We start from the raw sequence: 19,681 nt of genomic DNA, 5'->3' as shown, positions 1-19,681 counted from the left end.
GCCAACGCAGGTGCTTGTCCTTGAGCTTCGGCGGGCGCCCCGGAATCGGCTTGGCCTTGAGCGCGTTCTGCCCACCCTCGGCAAAGGCCGCCAGCCAGCGATACAGCGTGCGCTCGTTCACCCCGAACGCCGCCGCCACTTCCGCCACCGGCTGGCCGCGCTTGACGGCGGCCACCGCCTGCATGCGCATGGTCTGCAATGACTGATGGTCGAGCTTGCGCCCGTCGGAGTCGCGTTTGCATTTCATGCCGCCATTATACCAGACCTGGCTTTACTTTCGAGCGGCTTAGTAGGCCATTCGGTCACTATTTCACGGCATGAGAGCAATTGGACCACAGTTAACCTCCGGCCTCCTTGTATCTGCCGGCAATATGTGTTGAAAAATATCGAGGTACGTTTTGCCTTCAGTGGACCGGGGAGATACGAGGTGCTTGATCGTAGGCACAAGTTTCACTGCGGCATTCACTATCAGTGGAACGACGTTAAAGAAGACTCGCTCTTCAGGAAGTTCGTACTTAGCCGCATAGTCTGCATAACAACTTGACCCCAAGTAGCTTTCGATCTTCTGCGCGAGAGCCGGGCGAATTCGCGTCTCTTTTTGCGGCATTGATAAGAGTTCTTTGAAATCTGCCCACGAAAGGTAGACGTCAAATGTATCTGCACCCTCTTCCAGGGCGGGGAAGTCCAGGAGGACGTACATCTCCATGTTTCCTATCTTATCCGCGGTTTGCGCATAGTAGCTGTGCATGGTGCGCACTTTCTTGGCGTGGTTGTGATGCCTCGCGTTCCTAAGTACCAATAGGAGGGCTAGTTCGGGCTTGTCGTACCATGGTACGAGCTTGGGATGTCCGTCCTTCTCTAGAGCGTCGTATAGACTGTGGAAAGCGTTTAGCACATTGGCTAAACCCATTTCAATGTTCCCCACGGCTTCCGCTCGATCGACCTGTAGAAGACCGCCGCCATGGGCATGGTAGTTCGCTTCCAGCAGCACGCGCAGAGCGTGTGCCAAGTCTTCGAAGGCATCAGTGGTTGCGTTCACGATGGGAAGGATTCGTTGGTCTAACAGTTAACTAGGCAGCACCCAGTGTGTATTGTGCTAGCCTGACGGCAGCCTAGCACAATATCGCAAGCCTTCAATGCGTCCTCGAACCGTTCGTCCGAACACGGCCAAGAATCCCGCGGGCAAGCCGACACCCCGGCGCGAATCCGGCCGCCCGTCCGGCTGGGACCGATACCTGGAGCTGCTGGTACGCGAGCGGGTGCCCGCGTGACACCGCGAACGCGCGCCGCTGGTAAGTGCAGCGGGCGGAGGGCTTCGTGGCTGCAAGGCGCCCGAGGCGGTTGTCTGCGCTGACGGTTGAGGAGGTCACGGCGTTCTTTCCTCGGTACGCTCGTGAGAAGCACCTGACAGACTGCCAGTGTCGCCAAACAGTGGATGCGTTGCAATTGCTGGTGGTTGACTTGGCGCAATCGGGGGCGGCCCGCGAGGTGGACCGGGAATATTTCTGAGGGTCTGCTCGGGCGCTCAAGGCCACACATCCGACCCGGACGGCCGCGCTGTCGCCCGAGGCGGCGGTGGCCGAGCGTTTGGTGTACCAGCGCGCAGCCGTTGCTGCAGCTGGCCCGCACGCTGTGGGCGGAGCGCTATGGGTCGCGGACCGAGCAGACCTATGTGGATTGGTGCTACCGGTTTCTGCTGTTCTGTGGCCTGGGCAACGGGCAGGAGGTGGACGCCGCGGCGCTGGGCGCGGCGACGTGGAGCGCTTTCTCGGCGACGACATCTGCACCATGCAGGCGCTGCTCGGCCACAAGAATGTGTCCACGACCAAGATCTATACGCACGTGATGAACCGGCCGAAGGTGCTGCCGGTGCGTAGCCCGTTGGATGGGTTTGGGTGAGCAGATTGTGGATCTGTGTGCGGCCGCAGGTGGATGACAGTGCTGATTCGGTCTTCTTGGGCTCAGGGGAAGGCCGCGCCGCGGTGGAGCGCCGCGGCTTGGGCGATGACGCTGGAGAGACTGGGCGCAAGCGTCCAACGGAAGTCGGCTCGCGTGATTCGCGGAGCCGGCAGGGGTTTTGCGCCGGTGGCTGGGGGTGTCGTCGGGATCAGTCGATGGGGTTTTTTGCGCGGCGCTGGACCTTTCGCGCTTTTCGCGTGTTTCGTAGTTGCTCTCTTGAGGCTGTGTGATTGTACGTGGGAGTGACGCGAGCTTTAGGGCGGGTATTGTTGGCGTGCTGACGCCGCGCGCCCGGCGTTGAGCCGGGCGCGCGGCGGGCCGACTGGAAGTCGGCGGTCCCGCGGGGAGCTGCCGGCGTTCGGCTCGGCGGTGTTCGCCCGCCGTGGTGCCGGCGACGCTCCGTGCCTGAGTGCGCGTTGGCGCCAGAGCAGCTAGATGGCCGGCCGCCCGCGTCAGCGGCGGCCGGCCGGCAAGCGCTCGGCCTGGTGTGCCGGCTGGGCGGCTGCTGGTGCGCGTCCCGTGCTCTCCGCACGAGAATGCATGGCATACCGGTACAAGGTTGTTGGCTCGATATCGACCATCCCGCCTTGAAATTGCAGGCAACCCCAGTCGGGATCGATCTCCGCTGATCCGAGCTCGTCAACCGAGATGTGGTCGCCGATCAGCGGCTCTAAGTCGACCGTCGCGCGATCACCGTTGTCGAAGGTAAGCGCGAACCTGAACCCATCGCGTTGTTCAAACGTGGCAAGCTTCATTCTTACTCCATACTTGATGTGGATGTGCCGAGGGGGATGCTCCTTGTCGATGAGGAACATCCTGATGATGAATCCGTAGAAACGGCAAATCTCGGGCATGCTGCGGTGGTTTCGGCTGCGTTTTCATCGCCCAGCACACAAGCATGTTCACCGGCGCGCGCTTCACAACACAGAGCTTGCCTCTTGCGCTGAGCGGGCCAGGCGAGCGTCGGTTAACTGTTGTTGAGCTCACCGGGGCCGGCGTCTGGCCGCGGCATGTTCCGCATGTGGCGTTGCCGACCGTAGAGGATTGTATTTTGCCGCCGGTAGCGTGGGCCAAGGCGTCGGCGACCAGAGGTGGGCGCCGGCGGGAGGCAGAGCGAGGCGGTGTGGGTGCCGGGGCGGGTCGCATGGTGTTTCGTCGTTGCTCTCTTGAGGCTGTGTGATTGTGCGTGGGAGCGACGCGAGCTTTACGGCGGTTCTTGTTGGCATGTCGACGCCGCGCGCCCGGCGTTGAGCCGGGCGCGCGGCGGGCCGACTAGAAGTCGGCGGTCCCAGGGAGGGGCCTTTAGGCCGTGCCCCCAGATGAGCGCCGCGCTCAGCCGGAGGCTGGGGAGGGGGTGCCCTGCGCGGTGGGGGAGCTGCCGGGGTCCGGCTCGGCGGTGTCCGCCGGCAGTGGCGCCGGCGACTCTCCCTGCCCCAGTGCGCGCTGGCGCCACAGCAGGTAAATGGCCGGCAGCACGAACAGGCTCAGCAGCGGGGCAGTGATCATGCCGCCCACCATGGGTGCGGCGATGGGCTGCATCACCTCGGAGCCGACGCCGCCCTGGAGCATGATGGGCAGGAGACCGGCGAAGATGGTGGCCACCGTCATGGCCTTGGGGCGGATGCGCAGCACCGCGCCCTCTTCGATGGCGGCCTTGAGGTCGTCGCGGGTCGCGAGCCGGCCCTCGGCTTGCCACTGCTTGAGGGCGTTGTCCAGGTACACCAGCATCACGACACCGAACTCCGCGGCGACGCCGGCGAGTGCGATCAGGCCCACGGCGACGGCCACCGACAGGTTGTAGCCCAAGAGATAAATGAGCCAAAAGCCGCCCACTAGCGCGAAGGGCAGGGACAGCATGACCATCAGCGCCTCGGTGGTGCTGCGGAAGGTCATGTAGAGCAGGATGAAGATGATGGCGAGCGTCAGCGGGATGACCTGATTCAGGCGCTCCTGCGCCCTTGCCATGTACTCGTACTGACCGGACCAGGTGAGCGAGTAGCCCGCCGGCAGGTCCACCTCGTCGCGCACCACCTGGCGGGCCTCTGCGATCCAGCTGCCGAGATCGCGGCCGCGGATGTCGACGAAGGTCCAGCCGTTGAGGCGCGCGTTCTCGCTCTTCAGCATGGGCGCGCCGTCGACGATCTCGACTTCCGCCACTTGGGCCAGCGGCACCTGGGCGCCGGTGGGGGTGACGATGGGCAGCTCGCGGAGCTTCTGCACATCGTCGCGCTGCTCCCGGGGGAAGCGCACGTTGATGGGGTAGCGCTCCAGCCCCTCTACGGTGCGGCTGACATTGATGCCGCCGATGGCGGCGGCCACCAGGCTGTTGATGTCGCTGACGTTGAGGCCCACCCGGGCGGCGGCGAGCCGATCCGGGCGGATCTCCACATAGCGCCCGCCGGCGACGCGCTCCGAGAAGGCCGAGGTGGTGCCATCCACCGTCAGCACGGCGCGCTCCACGTCCTGGCCGATGCGCTCGATGACGTCCAAGTCAGGCCCCGCGATCTTCACGCCCACCGGCGTCTTGATGCCGGTGGCGAGCATGTCGATGCGGGTCTTGATGGGCATGACCCAGGCATTGGTGACGCCGGGCAGGTCCACGGTGGCGTCCAGCTCGTCGATGAGCTTGTCCACGGTCATGCCGGGGCGCCATTCGGACTCGGGCTTGAGCTGAATCAGCGTCTCGATCATGGTCAGTGGCGCTGGGTCCGTGGCCGTGTCGGCCCGGCCGATCTTGCCGAAGACCCGCTCCACCTCCGGCAGGGTCGCGATGAGCCGGTCGGTCTGCTGGAGCAGCTCCTGGGCCTTGCCGATGGACAGGCCCGGCAGGGTGGTGGGCATGTACATCAGGTCTCCTTCGTAGAGGTCCGGCATGAACTCGGAGCCCAAGCCCCGATGCCAGTCCTCCAACACGGGCACGCCGCGGAAGGTCGCCTGCCAGGCGTCGGCGAGCCCCGCCTGCCAGCTCTCGATGACCTCGACGGGCGGCCGCCGCTTGGGCTGCGCGGGTAGGTCGGGCTGAGCGGCAGCGAAGCCCGACGCGGAAGTTGTATCCTCGGCGGCTGTCGCGCCTCCTGCGTTTGCCCCACCGACGAGCGACGTGACCGCCGAGGCCGCCTGGAACGGCCACTTGAGCGGCTCCAGCAGCCCGCCGATACCCGCCAGCGGGATCAGCATGCTCGCCATCACCAGGATGGACACGAGGATGGTGGTCCGCGGCAGCCGCAGCACCGCCCGCAGGAAGGGCCGATACAGCCAGATCAGGAAGCGGTTCAGCGGATTCTTGTGCTCGGCCGGGATGCGCCCGCGCACCAGATAGCCCATCAACACCGGCACCAGGGTCACGGCCAGGCCCGCCGAGGCGGCCATGGCATAGGTCTTGGTGAAGGCCAGGGGTCGGAACAGCCGCCCTTCCTGCGCCTGCAGCGTGAACACGGGCAGGAAGCTGAGCGTGATGATGAGCAAAGAGAAGAACAGCGCCGGCCCGACCTCCACCGCCGCGTCGCCGATGACTCGCCAGTGCGCCTCGCCGCGGGGGCGCTCGCCGTGCTCCGCCTCATAACGCTCCAGGTGCTTGTGGGCGTTCTCGATCATGACAATGGCTGCATCCACCATCGCCCCGATGGCAATGGCAATGCCGCCCAGGGACATGATGTTGGCGTTGATGCCCTGCGCCTGCATCACGATGAACGCCACCAGGATGCCGAGCGGCAGGGTGATGATCACCACCAAGGAGGAGCGCAGGTGGAACAGGAAGGCCACACACACCAGCGCGACGACGAGAAATTCCTCGATCAGCTTGGTCTGCAGGTTGTCGACGCTGTCCAGGATGAGCTGGGAGCGGTCGTAGGTCTCGACGATCTCCACCCCGTCCGGCAGGCTCGGGCGCAGCTCGTCGATGCGCTGCTTCACCGCATCGATGGTGGCCAGCGCGTTCTCGCCGGAGCGCATGACGATGATGCCGCCGGTGATCTCCCCCTCGCCGTCCAGGTCCGCGATGCCGCGGCGCATTTCCGGGCCGATCTGCACCCGCGCCACGTCCCGCAGCAGCACAGGCGTGCCGTCGGGAGTGGTGTGCACCGGGATCAGCTCGATGTCTTCGATGGACGTGAGGTAGCCCCGGGTGCGGACCATGTACTCCGCCTCCGCGAGCTCCAGCACCGAGCCGCCCACCTCCCGGTTGGCGTTCTGCACCGCTTGGATGAGCCGCTCCAGCGGGATGCCGTAGCCGCGCAGCTTTTCGGGGTCGGCGACGATCTGGTACTGGCGCACCATGCCGCCGACGGTGGCCACCTCCGAGACGCCGGGCACGGTCTGCAGCTCGAACTTCAGGAACCAGTCCTGGAGGCTGGTCAACTGCGCCAGGTCGTGCTGGCCGGTGCGGTCCACCAGCGCATAGCTGTAGACCCAGCCGACGCCGGTGGCATCCGGCCCGAGCCTGGGCTGGACGCCGTCCGGCAGGTCCGACGCCGCCTGGTTCAGGTACTCCAGCACCCGCGAGCGGGCCCAGTACAGGTCGGTGCCGTCGTCGAAGATGACATAGACAAAGGAGTCGCCGAAGAAGCTGTAGCCGCGCACCGCCTTGGCGCCGGGCACCGACAGCATGGTGGTGGTGATGGGGTAGGTGACCTGCTCCTCCACCACCCGCGGCGACTGCCCAGGGAAGCTGGTCTTGATGATGACCTGCACGTCCGACAGGTCCGGGATGGCGTCCAGCGGCGTGTTCTTGAGCGCGACGATGCCCCAGCCTGTCAGCAGTAGGGCGGCGATCAGGACCAGGAAGCGGTTTTTGATGGACCAGAGGATGACGTGGCTCATGGTCTGGTCTCCTGGGGCTTGGCGCGTTGGGGGTGAGGTAAGGAGTACGACGTACGGAGTACGGAGTCCGGAGTCCGGGAGTCGGCTGAACGCATCCCGCTGTCAGCGCACACCGACGAGAAACGCCGCCGGCGGCAGGATGGGTATGCCCCGCCAGGGATGCAGGTCGGTGAGGTGCGCAGCGCTGGCGACGATCAGCTCCGCGTCCGCCGTCTCGGCGAGGGCGAGAAACTTGTTGTCCTTGGGGTCGGCGCAGTCCGTGACGACTTCGGTGACTGCGAGCAGCGTGGCGTGCTGCCGGAAGCCGTCGACAAAGGCCTGGCGCAGGTCCCTTGCGGCGTAGCGGTCGAATTTCGAGCGCATCAGCACGGTGCTCAGCTCCGCCAGCGTTTCGTCGGACGCGCAGACCTCGAATTGCAGCAGCGCCTTCTCGAAGGCCAGCGCCGGTACCGATTCCGGGCGGATGGCGGCACTCACCAGCACGCCCGTATCGACGACGAGCCGCCTAGCGAAGCTCATGCACCAGGGCCGACACCTCGGCGTCCGTCAGGGCGTCGGCGTCGGCCGCCGGCGCCTGCTCGGCGACAGTGCGGCGGTAGCGCGAGTACCAGCGAGCGGCTTCCTCCCGCCGCTGCCGCAGCGACATCAGCTCCTGCATATCCAGCTCGGACACGACATAGGCGACGGTGCGCCCGCGGCGGGTGACCTCCACCGGCTCGCGCTGGGCGCGGTCGATGAGCTCACCGAAGCGGTTTTGGGCTTCGACGGAGGTGACAGTGATCATCAGTAATCTCCCTAAAATGGCCAATATGCCTAGAATAGCCGGTTCGTGACGGGCGGCAAGTGGCTTAGCGCTTACCGGCGCCGGTATTGGAGGCGGTGAGCCATGCTCCGGGGAACCGCTTTGCTGATCCCCCCTGGATGCTGCATCGGCGGCCTTGGTGCACCGGATCTAGGCGTTTAGGGAGGTGCGCAGTGCGCGGTGCGCAGTCCGGTCGTCGCGCTGATCGGTATGGGCGCCCCCGCACCGCGCACCACGCACTTCGCACTTTCTGATGCGATCAGTGCACATGCGCCTGCCCCCCACCCATGCCCTCGTCCTCGGGCTCCGTCTCCGCCTCCCCCATCCGCATGAAGCTCGCCTGGAGGTTGGACTCGGAGTCGATCAGGAACTGGCCCGAGACCACCACCTCGTCGCCGGCGTCCAGGCCCGAGAGGATCTCCACCTCGTCGCCGCGCTGCATCCCCGTGACCACGTCCACCGGTTGGAAGCGGCCGTCGCCGAGTGCCAATACCACGCTCTCGCGCTCACCGGTGACGATGACGGCCTGGGTGGGCACCTTGAGCACGTCGCGCTTGGGGCCGCCGTAGATGATCACGTCGGCGAACATGTTGGGCTTGAGCGCCAGGTCCGGGTTGTCGAAGACCAGCCGTACCTTCAGCGTGCGGGTGTCCGGGTCGAGCTCCGGGTAGAGGTAGTCCACCTCGCCGTCCCAGGTGCGCCCGGGGCGGGCGGGGACCGTCATCTCGGCGGTGAGTCCTTCGCGCAGCCAGTCGATCTGGTGCTCGTAGATGTCCACCATGACCCAAACCCGGGCGAGGTCGGCGATGGTGAACATCTCGCTGGACTCGGTGACGTACATGCCGTCCCGTGCGGTCATTTGTGTGACGATGCCGTCGATGGGGGCGCGCACCGGGATGCGGTTGCGGGGCTCGCCGGTGCGCTCGATCTCGCGGATGATGTCGTCCGGCACGTCCAGGAGCCGCAGGATGTTCCGCGCCTTGTCTTCGCTGACCCGGCGCTGGGCGCCAGAGCGGTCCTGGGCCAGCAGGAAGTCCACCTGCGCGGACAGAATGTCCGGCGCATAGAGCTCGGCGAGCTGCTGGCCCGCCCGCACCGGCTCTCCTTCGGCGCGCAGGTTCAGGTCTTCGATCCAGCCCTCGGCGCGCGGATGCACGTGGGCGAGCCTGGTCTCGTCGTACTCGATGCGCCCGACGGTCTTGATGTACTTCCACAGCGTGCCCCGCTCGGCCTTGGCGGTGCGCACGCCGAGCGTCTGGACGACCGCCGGGGTCAGTGACACCTCGGGCCGCTTGCCCGTCATCGGGTCCATCATCTTCTCCACCAGGTCCATGCCACAGATGGGGCAGGACCCGGGCTCGTCCTTGACGATCTGCGGGTGCATCGGGCAGACATACTTGGGGTCAAGGTGCTTGGCGGCGTGCTCCATGGCGGTATCGTCTGCTGCCTCGGCCATGGACTCCGACGGCGCCGGGTCGGCCGCGGGCGGTGGCTCCTGTTCCACCAGGTCCATGCCGCAGATGGGGCAGCTGCCGGATTCATCCTTGACGATCTTCGGGTGCATGGGACACACGTAGGTCGGGTCCATGTGCTTGGCCGCATGCTCCATGGCCGTGTCGTCCATGGCCTCGGCCAGGTCTTCGCTCGGTTGCTCGCCCTCGCAGCCGGCGAGCAGGAGTGGGATCAGCGCCAGGGCGAGCGCCCTGACTGCGGCGCCGCCGCGGCGCCCTCGGTTAGCAGACATCTCGGGACTCTCCGGGTCGGGCCCCGGGCGGGTGTCGCCCCTGGGCCAGGATCAAGCGTTTGGCGGCCAAGGCGGCCGCCGGCGGCATTAACCGGAGAGGGGGCGCGGGGGCCGCAGCAGGCCGTCGGGGGTATAGTGGGGTGCTCCGGCAACCGGATGCGACACCGGCAGCAACGCGGGCCGGGAGAGGAGCAGGGGGGAAGGCGCGAGTACAAGGTGCCAGGCGCCTGCGACCTTGCCGAGGTTGCATTTCTGGCAGGCGTCACCGGAGACGGAATCAACGCCGCCGCTCCCGCTTGCGAGCGGCGCAGCCGTGATGGCGCCCTCGGCTGCGGCGGCGCCGTTCGTGTGCGGGCAGTCGACGACGGCAGCCGCGTGATCGGGCTGATGCACGCAGCCGAGCGCGTTGGCTGCGAACAACTGCAGATTGAGCAGCAGCACGCAGGCGACGGCGGCGATGTGTCGGCGGTGCCTGGACATGCCTCCAATGTGAATGCTCTGGGGGCGCTGTGCAAGTGCCGGTGATCGCCGCACGGCTTTGATGCCGCGCGGGCCCTGTGGGAGCGGCATCCCTGCCGCGACGATGCAGGGCGCGGACGGTGCCGAACGCGTCGCGGCAAGGATGCCGCTCCCACGGCGGCGCGTTACTGCGCAGCCGTGTCAGCCTGGGCCGCCGGCGCAGCGGCCTCTGCGGTGGCGAAGCGCTCCCACAGCAGATGGGCCGACACCGCCAGCGACACCGCCACCAGCACCGGGCGCACCAGCCGGGCGCCGTGGCTCAGCACCAGGTGAGCGCCGATCCAGCCGCCGATGAATTGTCCGGCGGCCATGGCAAGCGCTAGCGCCCACACGACTTGACCGCCGGCGACGAACAGCAGCAGCGCGGCGAGGTTACTGGTGAAGTTCAGAAGCTTGGCATGGGCCGTCGCACGCCGCAGGTTATAGCCCAGCAGTGCGACATAGCCGATGGCGAAGAAGGTGCCGGTGCCGGGCCCGAAGAAGCCGTCGTAGAAGCCGACGGCGGTGCCGACGGTGAAGGCGAAGGCCCGATCGCCAATGCGCCGGCGGGAATCCAGATCCGACACCCTTGGTGAGAACAGAAAGTACAGGGCGAAGCCAATGAGCAGCACCGGCACGAGCCCGGCCAACAGGTCGCTCGCCAGCACCTGTACGGCCACCGAGCCCGCGGCGGCGCCGACGAAGGTGCAGGCCACCGCCAGTGCCGCCGCGCGCAGGTCGATGGCACCGGCCCGCACGAAGCGCGCCGTCGCCGCAAAAGAGCCGAACACCGACTGCGCCTTGTTAGTGGCGAGCGCCTGCACCGGTGTGAGGCCCGCCCAGAGCAGGGCCGGCACGGTCAACAAGCCCCCGCCGCCGGCCATGGCATCGATGCCGCCGGCCACGAGTGCGATGGCGAACAACACGAGAGCGAGCTCCAACACTTCCATGACAACGGTAGATCGCGGTGGCGATGGCGGGGGAGACGGGGCGGGTGCCCGCTGGCGACTGGTGATCTTCGACTTCGACGGCACCCTGGCGGACAGCTTTCCGTGGCTCGCCGGGGCGCTGAGCGCGGTGGCCGCGCGCTGGGGCATCCGGCCGATAGGGCCCGAAGAGATCGAGCTGCTGCGCCAAGCCGGCCATCGCGAAATCCTACGCCGTTTGCAGGTACCCAGTTGGAAAGCGCCGCTGGTGGCCCGGGACCTGCGCCGGCGGATGACCGCGGACATCCATCATATCCGCCCTTTCGCAGACGTCGACGCCCTGCTGCGGGGGCTCCACGGCGCCGGGATCGAGCTGGCCATCGCTACGTCCAACAGCGCCGACAACGTGCGGGCCGTCCTTGGACCACAGGCGTTGCGCCGTGTCCGCCATCTAGAGACCGGCGCGTCCATTCATGGCAAGGGCGCGCGGCTCAGGCGCCTGCTGCGGCGCACAGGCGTGCCGGCGGCGGCCGCGGTCTACATCGGCGACGAGCTGCGGGACATCGAGGCGGCCCGGGCCGCCGGCGTCACCGCCGCCGCCGTCACCTGGGGCTACAACCGAGCGGAGGCCCTACGCCGGGCGGGGCCGGACCTGGTCTTCGAGCGGATGGAAGACATCCGGGCGCGGCTGTTCGCGCAGCGGCATGTGTGATCCAAGTCAGAGCCAGCGCCCCAGGTGTACGCCGGTGTTGACCCGGACCGGCCCCAAGTCGACGCTGGGCCCGGCGACGCCGATGCTGCCGTAGATGCCGCCACTGCAGCCGGTGAGGGACAGGCACAGCAGCGCGCAGGCGAGGGCGACCAGCGCGCGTGGAGGGAGGCGGAGCTGAAGCCAGCGCAGATGCCGTTGTCCACGCTGGTTGAAGAAGCGCATTACCATAGCGTCTATCTCGGTACGGGGGTCAGCGGGCGGCGGTTTGCCGGGTCCATGCCGGGTCCCAGCTCTGCACCAGGAAGCCCGCGCCGGTGGGGTCATTCAGCATGGCCACCTGCCCGCCCAGGGGATTCTCCCGCGGCTCCAGCAGTACGCGGCCGCCCAGGCCCGCGGCGGCCGCCGCGACGGCCGTGGGGTCGGCGACGCGGACATAGGCCATCCAGGTATCCTTGATGCCGTCGATGGGCTTGGGCCGCACGCCCAGGCGCGGCTGCCCTTGGGAAGACAGATAGCGATAGCCGCCCTCGCCCGCGGTGCCGGCCTGGTAGGCGGGGATCAGCTGCTGGTAGAAGGCGACGGTGGCCGCCGGGCTCGAGCTCCAGATTTCGTTCCAAAGCCAGTCGCCGTCCTCGGGCCGGTGGTCCGCCGGGTCCCCGGTGCGTGCCTCGAGCAGCGTCAGCACCGCACCCTTGGGGTCCGCGGCGACGGCCACCTGGCCGCGCTGGGGGATGTCCACCGGCGCTTGGAAGACGGTGCCGCCGGCGGCTCGTAGGCTGGCCATGGCGGCGTCCATATCGGCCACCGACAGCACTGGGATCCAGCGTGAGACATTGACGTCCGCATTGAAGCCGCGGGCATCGACGAGGCCGCCGATGCCGCGCCCGGCGTGCTCGATGACCGTATAGGTCTGTCCGGCACCCAGATCCACAGGGCGGAAGGTCCAGCCGAAGAGGTCGCCATAGAAGCGCTTGGCGGCGGCCGGGTCCTCGGTCAGCAGGTCGTGCCAGACCACTTTCCCCGGGAGCCGGTCCGCGCCCGCGCCGTCGATGGGCGGAAAGCGCGCTGGATCGACCGCGGCACAGCCGGCGAGGCCGAGTAGGCCGCCGAGCGTGGTGGAGCCGAGGAGGGCGGCGGCGAGCAGCGCGGCGAAGCCGCGCCACGGACTGGGCTTGGGGGTGGACATTGCGCTTGGCGCTCCTTGGGTGTCTTCGGTTGCCGTTGCGTGGCACAGGGTCTTGCTGGGCGGCGCGCAGGCGCCGGGGCCCCGCACGGGGGTCGAGCCCGTGCTGGCCGGGGCGAGCGCCTCGGCTGATCGCACCCGGTCCTGTCGTGGGCAGCGGTTCTACCAGTTGGGCCCGCGGCTGTCACGGCCGGCGGCCACGTGCGATGGTCTGCGCCGGTATTTCGTGGACAAAAGGCTTGCCCAGCCGCACGCGGACCGATGCGCGACCGAGGCCTGCGCTCATCCGAGGTGGCGCTTGAGCCCGCTCTTGACGGCCGGGGAGGCCGCCGGATCCTCCGGCCAATGGTGCTTGGGGTAGCGCCCGCGCATCTCCTTGCGCACCTCGGCATAGGCACCCCGCCAGAAGCCGGCGAGATCTCGGGTCACCTGAAGCGGCCGGCCGGCGGGGGAGAGCAGGTACAGCGTGAGCGGCTGGCGGCCGTGCCAAATGGCCGGCGTCTCGGTGGCGCCGAAGAGTTCCTGCATGGGCGCCTTCAGCGCGGGCTCGCCGGAGGGGTCGGCATAGTCGATGGGGCGCTCGGTGGCGGCGGGGGTCATCAGCTTCGGCGGTGCCAGCGTCTCCAGCCGCCGGGCGCGCTCCCAGCCCAGCAGCGCGCGCAGCACCTCCACGAGATCCAGGGCGCGGGCGTCGGCGAGTCGGCTCTTGCCTTGGAGCCAGACGCCGAGCCAGGCGCTCGCGTCGGCGGCGAGTGCGGCGTCGGACAGATCCGGCCAGCCGCCCTCCGGCTCCAGCCGACGGGCCAGCGCGACCCGGGCCTGGAGCTGGCGGGCGGCGGGCGTCCAGTGAAGGCTTGCGGCGAGGTCTTGGCCGATTGCCTCCAGCAGCAGCGCCTGCGCCGCGTCGGCATCTTCGATGGCAGCGGGCTGGGATGCGAGCACGAGTGGACCGAGGCGCGTCTCGCGGCGGGCGGCGGCGGCGCCGCGCTCGGCGTCCCAGATCAGGCGCTCGCGGGTCTCGACGGCGTCCGCGAACAGGGTCTCGATCTCCGCGCGATCCGTCGCCAGCGCGGCGCGGATGCGGTGGTCGCCGCGGGCGGCATCCAGGTCGGCGACGACGAGGTAGTCCGCCGCCGCCAGCGGGTCGTCGGGCGGTAAGGCCGCACCAGTGCCGCTCGCCAGCAGAAAGCGCCCGTCGCGGCCCCGGTTTTGGGCGATGCGATCCGGATACGCCAGGGCCAGCAGCCCTGCCGCAGCGTTGGAGACGGGCGCATCGGCATGGCCTCGCAGCAGCCGTTGCAGCTGCCTTGCGGCGCGGTCGATGGCGGCTAGGCGCCGGGGCTCGAAGCCCCGCAGCGCATCCGCCCGGCGCTGCTTGTCGCGGTATGCCGCGAGGGCCGCGAGCCGGCGCGCCAGGTCCACCGGCCGCGACTGGCCGGCGCCGCCGATCCAGGGATCGCGCTCCGCGAGCAGTGCAGCGAGATCGCAAGCGCGCTGGAGGCCCTCGCCGCCGGCCCGGCAAAGCATGGCCGCGAGCCGCGGGTGCGTCGGCAGCGTCGCCATGCGCCGGCCCAGCGGCGTGATGGTGGCGTTGGCGTCCAGGGCGCCCAGGTCTCGCAGCAGGCCCAGCGCTTGGGACCAGGCGGGTGCCGGCGGCGGGCTCAGCCAGGCCACCGCATTGGGGTCGGACACGCCCCAGAGGGCCAGCTCCAGTACCAGCGGGGCCAGGTCGGCGTCCAGGATCTCCGCCCGGCGCTGGGCGGGCCGGCGACGGTGGTCCGCTTCCGTCCAGAGCCGCAGACAGTGGCCCGGGCCCAAGCGCCCGGCGCGGCCTGCACGCTGCTCGGCGGACGCCTGCGCAATGGGCTGGGTGACCAGCCGCGTCATACCGGGGCCGGGCTCGAAGCGCGGCTTGCGGGTAAGGCCGGCATCCACCACCACGCCAATGCCCTCGATAGTGAGCGAGGTCTCCGCTAGATCCGTCGCCAGCACCACCCGGCGGGGTCCGTTCGTGCCCCGGGGCCTTGCGGGACGCAGCGCGCGCTCCTGGGCGGCCAATGGCAGGCTGCCGTGCAGCGGCAGCACCTCGACCCCCGGCGGCTCGCCCAGATCTGCGGCGATCCGGTCGATCTCGCCGACGCCTGGCAGGAAGGCCAGCACGTCTCCGGCATGCTCGGCGAGCACGCTGCGGATGGCGGGCGCCGTGGCGGCCACGGCGTCGCGCGGGCTGCGCTCGAGGTGAAGGACGGCCACCGGATGGCTGCGGCCCTCGCCGCGGATGATCGGGGCGGGGCTGTGGGCTCCGCCCAGCAACGCGGCGACGGCGTCGGCGTCCAGCGTCGCCGACATCACCAGGATGCGCAGATCCTCGCGCAGGGCCGCGGCGTCCAAGGCCAGCGCCAGACCCAGATCGGCCTGGAGGCTGCGCTCGTGGAATTCGTCGAAGATGATCAGGCCAACGCCGGCGAGCTCCGGGTCCGCCTGGATGCGGCGGGTGAGGATGCCTTCGGTCAGCACCTGAATGCGGGTTGCGGGGCCGATGCGCCGCTCGAAGCGCACCTGAAAGCCGATGGTCTCGCCGACGGCCTCGCCGCGCACTGCCGCCATGTGCGCGGCAGCCATGCGCGCCGCCGGCCGCCGCGGCTCCAGCATCAGGATGGCCCGATCGCCGAGCCAGGGTGCATCCCGAGGCTGCTCCAACAGCGCCGGCGGCACCCTGGTGGTCTTGCCGGAGCCGGTGGGGGCGGTGAGCACCGCATGACCCGCGGCCAGGGCCGCACGCAGGTCCGGCAGCGCCGGCTCGATGGGCAGCGGTGCCTCTGCGCGCGGCACGGAACCGGCCGCCTGCGGCCGGGGGCGGGTCAGCTGTCGCCGGCGCGGCCGCGGCGGCCGTCGGCGACATTGGGTCCGCCGAGCTTGCCGGCTTTGGCGAGGGCGCGGCGCAGCTTGTCGCCGCTGCCCACGGGCACCAGCAGGCGGTGCGGGCCCCGCGCAGGGGTGCGGCCGAGCTTGAGGCCCGGATTCAGGTCCCGCAGCCTTTGCACGGAGACGCCGGCGTGACGCGCGGCCTCGTGCAGGTGGATGCTGCTTGCGGCGTAGACCACGTCCAGCGCCGGGCCGTTCGGCAGCTTGGGCAGGCGCATGCCGTAGCGCTCCGGCCGCTCCACCAGCTCGAGGACGGCCAAGAGCTTGGGCACATAGTTCTCGGTCTCGGCGGGCAGGCTGCTCAGGGACCAGAAGTCCCGGGAGCCGTTCACGCGCATGGCCCGGCGCACACAGCCCGGGCCGCAGTTGTAGGAGGCCAGCGCCAGCGCCCAGTCGCCGCCCATTTCGTCATAGAGCTGCTTTAAGTAGCGGATGGCACCGCGGGTGGAGGCGAGCACGTCGTTGCGGCCGTCGTAGGCGCCGTTTTGGGCCAGCCCCATCTCGCGGCCGGTGTAGGGCATGAACTGCCACATGCCCGAGGCGCTCTTGGGAGAGACCGCACGCGGATTGTAGCGGCTCTCCACTTCCGGCAGCAGGGCGAGGGCAGTGGGCATGCGGGCGCGCTCGAGTTCCTCGACGATCAGGTGCAGGTAGGGACGCGCCCGGCGGTTGAGGTCGGTAAGATAATCGGCGTTGCTCGCCATCCGCCGCACCGCACGCTCGACGCGCGTATGGTGCGCTATGCCGAGGCTCGGGCCCCGGCGCACCCGCTCCCAGAGGTCCTCGCCGCTGTAGGCGCGGGTGCCGCGGCCGGTGACCTGAATGTCCGCAGCGGGACGGACATAGCCGTACTCCAGGGCGGAGACCGTGCGGGGCCCGGTACCGGCCAGGGAGCCGTCCGTGGGGCCTGATGCGCATCCCGGCAGCAGGCAGGCCAGCGCCGGCAGCAGCAGCACGAGCAATGGCACGAAGGGCCGACGCGCAGGCTCGTGCTGCGGTTGGCAGCGGCGTCCGGCGGGTGGCTGCGCAGGGCGTCGGCACCAGCGTTGGGGCGCCGAAACACGATCGGGCTGCCCGTCGTCGAACGGTCCGGGTTTCGGTGAAAGCATGGCGAGTACTTGATCGGCGTGAGAGGTTAATGTTGTTAGTCATTGTTTTTAGGCTCACCCCAGTCTACGGGATTTCCCTCAGGATTGCCATGCCTGCAGACTCCCGCGCGGCGCCGGCCGTCGTCTGGCCGGCGCGAGCGGTAGGGCTGCGGGCTGGAGCGACGGCGGTTGAGCCCAGCGCATGAAGTCCTGCCCGCGCACCCCGGCCGACGCGCTGAGTACCCTTGGTCATTGGTATCGGACTCCCCTCGGGCGCTACGTGGCCCATGCCGAGGCCGTGTGCCTGGAGCGACTCCTCGCCGACAGCTTTGGCCACTACGTGGTGCAGTTCGGTGCCCAGGAGCAGTTCGCGGACGCCATCGCCACGTGCCGCATCCGCCAGCGGGTGGTGCTCGGTGAGGGCGTGGACGCCGCTGTCGCCGACCGTGCCGGGATCCGGGCGCTGCCACAGGCTCTGCCGCTGGATTCAGCCAGCGTGGACGCCGTGGTTTTGCCGCACACCCTGGATTTCGTCGCCGAGGCGCCGGACGTGCTGCGGGAGGTGGAGCGGGTCCTGATTCCGGAGGGACGGGTGGTCATCTATTGTTTCAACCCGCTCAGCACCTGGGGGCTGCTGCGTTGGTGGCCGCTTCGCGGCGGCCGCCGGCGCGTACCCTGGTGCGGGGCCCAGCTGACACCCTTTCGCATCGGCGATTGGCTGCGCCTACTGGGCTTCACGCAGGAGACCCGAGAGATGCTCGTCTTCCGCCCGCCCCTGCGGCGGGCGCAATCGCCGCGGCTGGACTGGCTGGAGACGGCGGGGGCGAGCTGGTGGCCGTTGCTCGGCGGTGTCTTCGTGGTGCGGGCGGTCAAGCGCGTGCCGGCGCAGACGCCGCTGCGCCCGGCCTGGAAGCCGGCGTCGCCGCTGTTGCCGGGGCGTCCCGCGGAGCCGACGGTGAGGCGCGAGCGCAATGACTGATGCCGGCAGCCAGAGGCCGGCGCCGCCGGTGGAGATCTATACCGACGGCGCCTGCAAGGGCAATCCGGGGCCAGGCGGCTGGGGGGCGCTGCTGCGCTGGGGTGCCCATGAGAAGGAGCTCTGCGGCGGCGAGGCGAACACCACCAACAACCGCATGGAGCTCATGGCCGTGATCCAGGCGCTGGAGGCGTTGACGCGCCCGGCGGCCGTGATCGTGCACGTGGACTCGCGCTACGTGCAGGACGGCGTGGAGCGTTGGATGCCGCGCTGGAAGCGCAACGGCTGGCAGACCCGCGAGCGCAAGCCGGTCAAGAACCAGGACCTCTGGACACGCCTGGACCAGGCGCTGGCCAGGCACGAGGTCAGCTGGCGCTGGATCAAGGGCCACAGCGGGCATCCGGAGAACGAGCGCGCCGACCGCCTCGCCAACAAGGGCATACCGGCTCGGCGCCCGGCCCGCAGCTAACCCCCCTGTCGCGATGCGCGGATGCCGCAGCCTTCGCCGGAGGCCGGGCGCGGAGCTGATATCATAGTGGGTCGCTCGGGCTTGGCATCGGGCCGCCGTCAGCGCCGACGCCGTGGCGCCGCCGCACACAGTTTCTCGCCAGCAGAGGTTGCAAGCTTGTCCAGACCCGCATCCACACGTGCTGATCTACCGCCGCTGAGCGCCCTGGAGCGGCGGGCCGCGGGTGGTCTCGCGGCCATCTTCGCGCTGCGGATGCTGGGGCTGTTCATGATCCTGCCGGTGTTCGCGCTCTATGCGCACGACCTCGCCGGTGCCACACCCCTGCTGGTGGGTCTCGCCATCGGCGCCTACGGGCTGACCCAGGCCCTGCTGCAGATCCCATTCGGGCTGTTGTCGGACCGCATCGGCCGCAAGCCAGTCATCTACGGCGGGCTGATGCTCTTCGCGCTCGGCAGCGTCATTGCCGCCCTTGCCGACTCCATCCAGTGGGTCATCATCGGCCGGGCGCTTCAGGGCAGCGGCGCCGTGGCGGCGGCCATTATCGCGCTGACCGCAGACCTCACGCGCGAGAGCGTGCGCACCCGCGCCCTGGCCGTCATTGGCATCAGCGTGGCGCTGTCGTTCGCGGCGGCGCTGGTGCTGGCGCCGGTGCTGGGCGAGCTCATCGGCGTGTCCGGCATCTTTTGGCTCACGGGCGCCCTCGCGCTGCTGGGCATGGGGCTTCTGGCGCGCGTGGTGCCTTCGCCGGGGCGCTCGGCGACGCACCGCGACGCGGAGCCGGTGCCGGATCAGCTGGCGGGGGTGCTCGCGGATCGCACCTTGCTGCGCCTGGATGCGGGCATTTTCCTGCTGCATCTCACCATGGTGAGCCTGTTCGTGGTGCTGCCGTTGTCGCTGGCGGAGGCCGGGCTGGCAGGGGCGGCCCATTGGCAGGTCTATCTGCCCGTGGTGCTCGCGGCCATCGTGCTCATGGTGCCCTTCATCATCGCCGCCGAGCGCGCCGGGCGGGTGCGCGGGGTGTTGGTGGGCTCGGCCGCGGCCCTGGCGGCTGCGCTGCTCGGCTTCGCGGTGGCGCCGGCGAACCTGTGGCTGTTGGCGGCCCTGCTGACGGTGATGTTCACGGTGTTCAACCTGCTGGAGGCGGTGCTGCCGTCACTGGTGTCCAAGGCGGCGGGGGCCGGTGCCAAGGGCACGGCCATGGGCGTGTTCGCCAGTGCCCAGTTCACCGGCGCCTTCCTCGGCGGGCTGCTCGGCGGCCTGGCCCACGAGCGCTTCGGGCCCGAGGCGGTCTATCTGGTGGGTGCCGGTGCGGCACTGGTCTGGCTCGCGGTGGCCTGGACGCTGCGCCCGCCCGGGCAGCTGGCGAGCCATCTGCTACCGCTCGGGGAGCTGCCGGCGACGGCCCTGCCGACCCTGCGCGAGCGGCTGCTGGCCGTGCCCGGCGTGGAAGAGGCCGTGATCGCCGTCGACGAGGGCGTCGCCCACTTGAAAGTGGACAATCGGCGAATCGATTGGGCAAGATTGACTGCGACTGCGGCGGAGGTGTGACCGTCCGCTGCGGTGAGCTTATTGATGGCCCGG

General features: G+C 69.2%; 18 protein-coding genes. 5 read left to right on the top strand and 13 right to left on the bottom strand.

All coding sequences use genetic code 11. The annotated features are described in order from the left end of the window. Positions 1 to 247 (bottom strand): helix-turn-helix domain-containing protein (locus CKO31_RS01840; RefSeq protein ID WP_200233480.1); only part of this gene is annotated, 247 nt, incomplete at its 3' end. A gap of 63 nt (positions 248 to 310) precedes the next feature. Then, complete coding sequence (locus CKO31_RS01835) at positions 311 to 1,039, bottom strand: hypothetical protein (RefSeq protein WP_200233473.1); 729 nt, start codon at positions 1,037 to 1,039, stop codon at positions 311 to 313. A gap of 716 nt (positions 1,040 to 1,755) precedes the next feature. Between CKO31_RS01835 and CKO31_RS01830 the strand changes: the two genes are divergently transcribed. After that, positions 1,756 to 1,899, top strand: a complete 144-nt coding sequence (locus tag CKO31_RS01830; protein ID WP_200233508.1) for an integrase — start codon at positions 1,756 to 1,758, stop codon at positions 1,897 to 1,899. Positions 1,900 to 2,411: 512 nt separating this feature from the next. Here the strand turns inward: CKO31_RS01830 and CKO31_RS01825 are convergent. The 7 genes from CKO31_RS01825 to CKO31_RS01795 all read right to left on the bottom strand — a co-directional run bounded on the left by CKO31_RS01825 (position 2,412) and on the right by CKO31_RS01795 (position 10,747). Continuing rightward, entirely contained in the window at positions 2,412 to 2,774 is a 363-nt protein-coding gene (locus tag CKO31_RS01825) for a DUF2442 domain-containing protein (protein WP_200233471.1), read from the bottom strand. Between the two features lie 517 nt (positions 2,775 to 3,291). Further along, the gene (locus CKO31_RS01820; RefSeq protein ID WP_200233469.1) at positions 3,292 to 6,777 is read right to left on the bottom strand and encodes an efflux RND transporter permease subunit; all 3,486 of its coding nucleotides are present in this window, start codon (positions 6,775 to 6,777) and stop codon (positions 3,292 to 3,294) included. A 102-nt stretch (positions 6,778 to 6,879) separates the two neighbouring features. Then, complete coding sequence (locus CKO31_RS01815) at positions 6,880 to 7,296, bottom strand: putative toxin-antitoxin system toxin component, PIN family (protein ID WP_200233466.1); 417 nt, start codon at positions 7,294 to 7,296, stop codon at positions 6,880 to 6,882. Then, on the bottom strand, positions 7,283 to 7,561 hold the full coding sequence (locus tag CKO31_RS01810; RefSeq protein ID WP_200233464.1) for a type II toxin-antitoxin system Phd/YefM family antitoxin: 279 nt from the start codon (positions 7,559 to 7,561) through the stop codon (positions 7,283 to 7,285). The genes CKO31_RS01815 and CKO31_RS01810 overlap by 14 nt, the downstream gene beginning before the upstream one ends. A 277-nt stretch (positions 7,562 to 7,838) precedes the next feature. Next, on the bottom strand, positions 7,839 to 9,323 hold the full coding sequence (locus CKO31_RS01805; protein ID WP_242475063.1) for an efflux RND transporter periplasmic adaptor subunit: 1,485 nt from the start codon (positions 9,321 to 9,323) through the stop codon (positions 7,839 to 7,841). A gap of 87 nt (positions 9,324 to 9,410) precedes the next feature. Beyond that, positions 9,411 to 9,764: a hypothetical protein gene (locus CKO31_RS01800; protein WP_200233462.1), complete on the bottom strand. Its 354-nt coding sequence runs from the start codon at positions 9,762 to 9,764 to the stop codon at positions 9,411 to 9,413. A gap of 203 nt (positions 9,765 to 9,967) precedes the next feature. Then, positions 9,968 to 10,747: a TSUP family transporter gene (locus tag CKO31_RS01795; RefSeq protein ID WP_322789068.1), complete on the bottom strand. Its 780-nt coding sequence runs from the start codon at positions 10,745 to 10,747 to the stop codon at positions 9,968 to 9,970. 22 nt (positions 10,748 to 10,769) lie between these two features. On the opposite strand from CKO31_RS01795, the gene CKO31_RS01790 reads away from it, so the two are divergent. After that, entirely contained in the window at positions 10,770 to 11,459 is a 690-nt protein-coding gene (locus CKO31_RS01790) for an HAD hydrolase-like protein (RefSeq protein ID WP_200233458.1), read from the top strand. A gap of 6 nt (positions 11,460 to 11,465) precedes the next feature. Here the strand turns inward: CKO31_RS01790 and CKO31_RS01785 are convergent, their stop codons facing one another. From CKO31_RS01785 to CKO31_RS01770, 4 genes are all read right to left on the bottom strand, one after another. After that, complete coding sequence (locus tag CKO31_RS01785) at positions 11,466 to 11,687, bottom strand: hypothetical protein (protein WP_200233456.1); 222 nt, start codon at positions 11,685 to 11,687, stop codon at positions 11,466 to 11,468. Positions 11,688 to 11,709: 22 nt separating this feature from the next. After that, a complete protein-coding gene (locus tag CKO31_RS01780) occupies positions 11,710 to 12,645 on the bottom strand; it encodes a VOC family protein (RefSeq protein ID WP_200233454.1) in 936 nt (311 codons plus the stop codon). Positions 12,646 to 12,924: 279 nt separating this feature from the next. Then, positions 12,925 to 15,474, bottom strand: coding sequence for an ATP-dependent helicase HrpB (gene hrpB / locus CKO31_RS01775; RefSeq protein ID WP_200233453.1), 2,550 nt, complete (start codon positions 15,472 to 15,474; stop codon positions 12,925 to 12,927). Positions 15,475 to 15,503: 29 nt separating this feature from the next. Continuing rightward, on the bottom strand, positions 15,504 to 16,535 hold the full coding sequence (locus CKO31_RS01770) for a transglycosylase SLT domain-containing protein (RefSeq protein ID WP_200233451.1): 1,032 nt from the start codon (positions 16,533 to 16,535) through the stop codon (positions 15,504 to 15,506). Positions 16,536 to 16,857: 322 nt separating this feature from the next. Between CKO31_RS01770 and CKO31_RS01765 the strand changes: the two genes are divergently transcribed. From CKO31_RS01765 to CKO31_RS01755, 3 genes are all read left to right on the top strand, one after another. Continuing rightward, positions 16,858 to 17,634 (top strand): class I SAM-dependent methyltransferase, encoded by a 777-nt coding sequence (locus CKO31_RS01765; protein WP_200233448.1) that lies wholly within the window; start codon positions 16,858 to 16,860, stop codon positions 17,632 to 17,634. Next, positions 17,627 to 18,100: a ribonuclease HI gene (gene rnhA / locus CKO31_RS01760; protein WP_200233446.1), complete on the top strand. Its 474-nt coding sequence runs from the start codon at positions 17,627 to 17,629 to the stop codon at positions 18,098 to 18,100. The genes CKO31_RS01765 and rnhA overlap by 8 nt, the downstream gene beginning before the upstream one ends. A gap of 156 nt (positions 18,101 to 18,256) precedes the next feature. After that, on the top strand, positions 18,257 to 19,648 hold the full coding sequence (locus CKO31_RS01755; protein WP_242475062.1) for an MFS transporter: 1,392 nt from the start codon (positions 18,257 to 18,259) through the stop codon (positions 19,646 to 19,648). Positions 19,649 to 19,681 lie beyond the last annotated feature (33 nt).

Origin of the sequence: Thiohalocapsa halophila (assembly GCF_016583825.1) — a bacterium.
Classification (GTDB): Bacteria; Pseudomonadota; Gammaproteobacteria; order Chromatiales; family Chromatiaceae; genus Thiohalocapsa; species Thiohalocapsa halophila.
The sequence above is the reverse complement of the archived record's forward strand: the minus strand, read 5'-3'. Positions and strand labels throughout refer to the sequence as shown.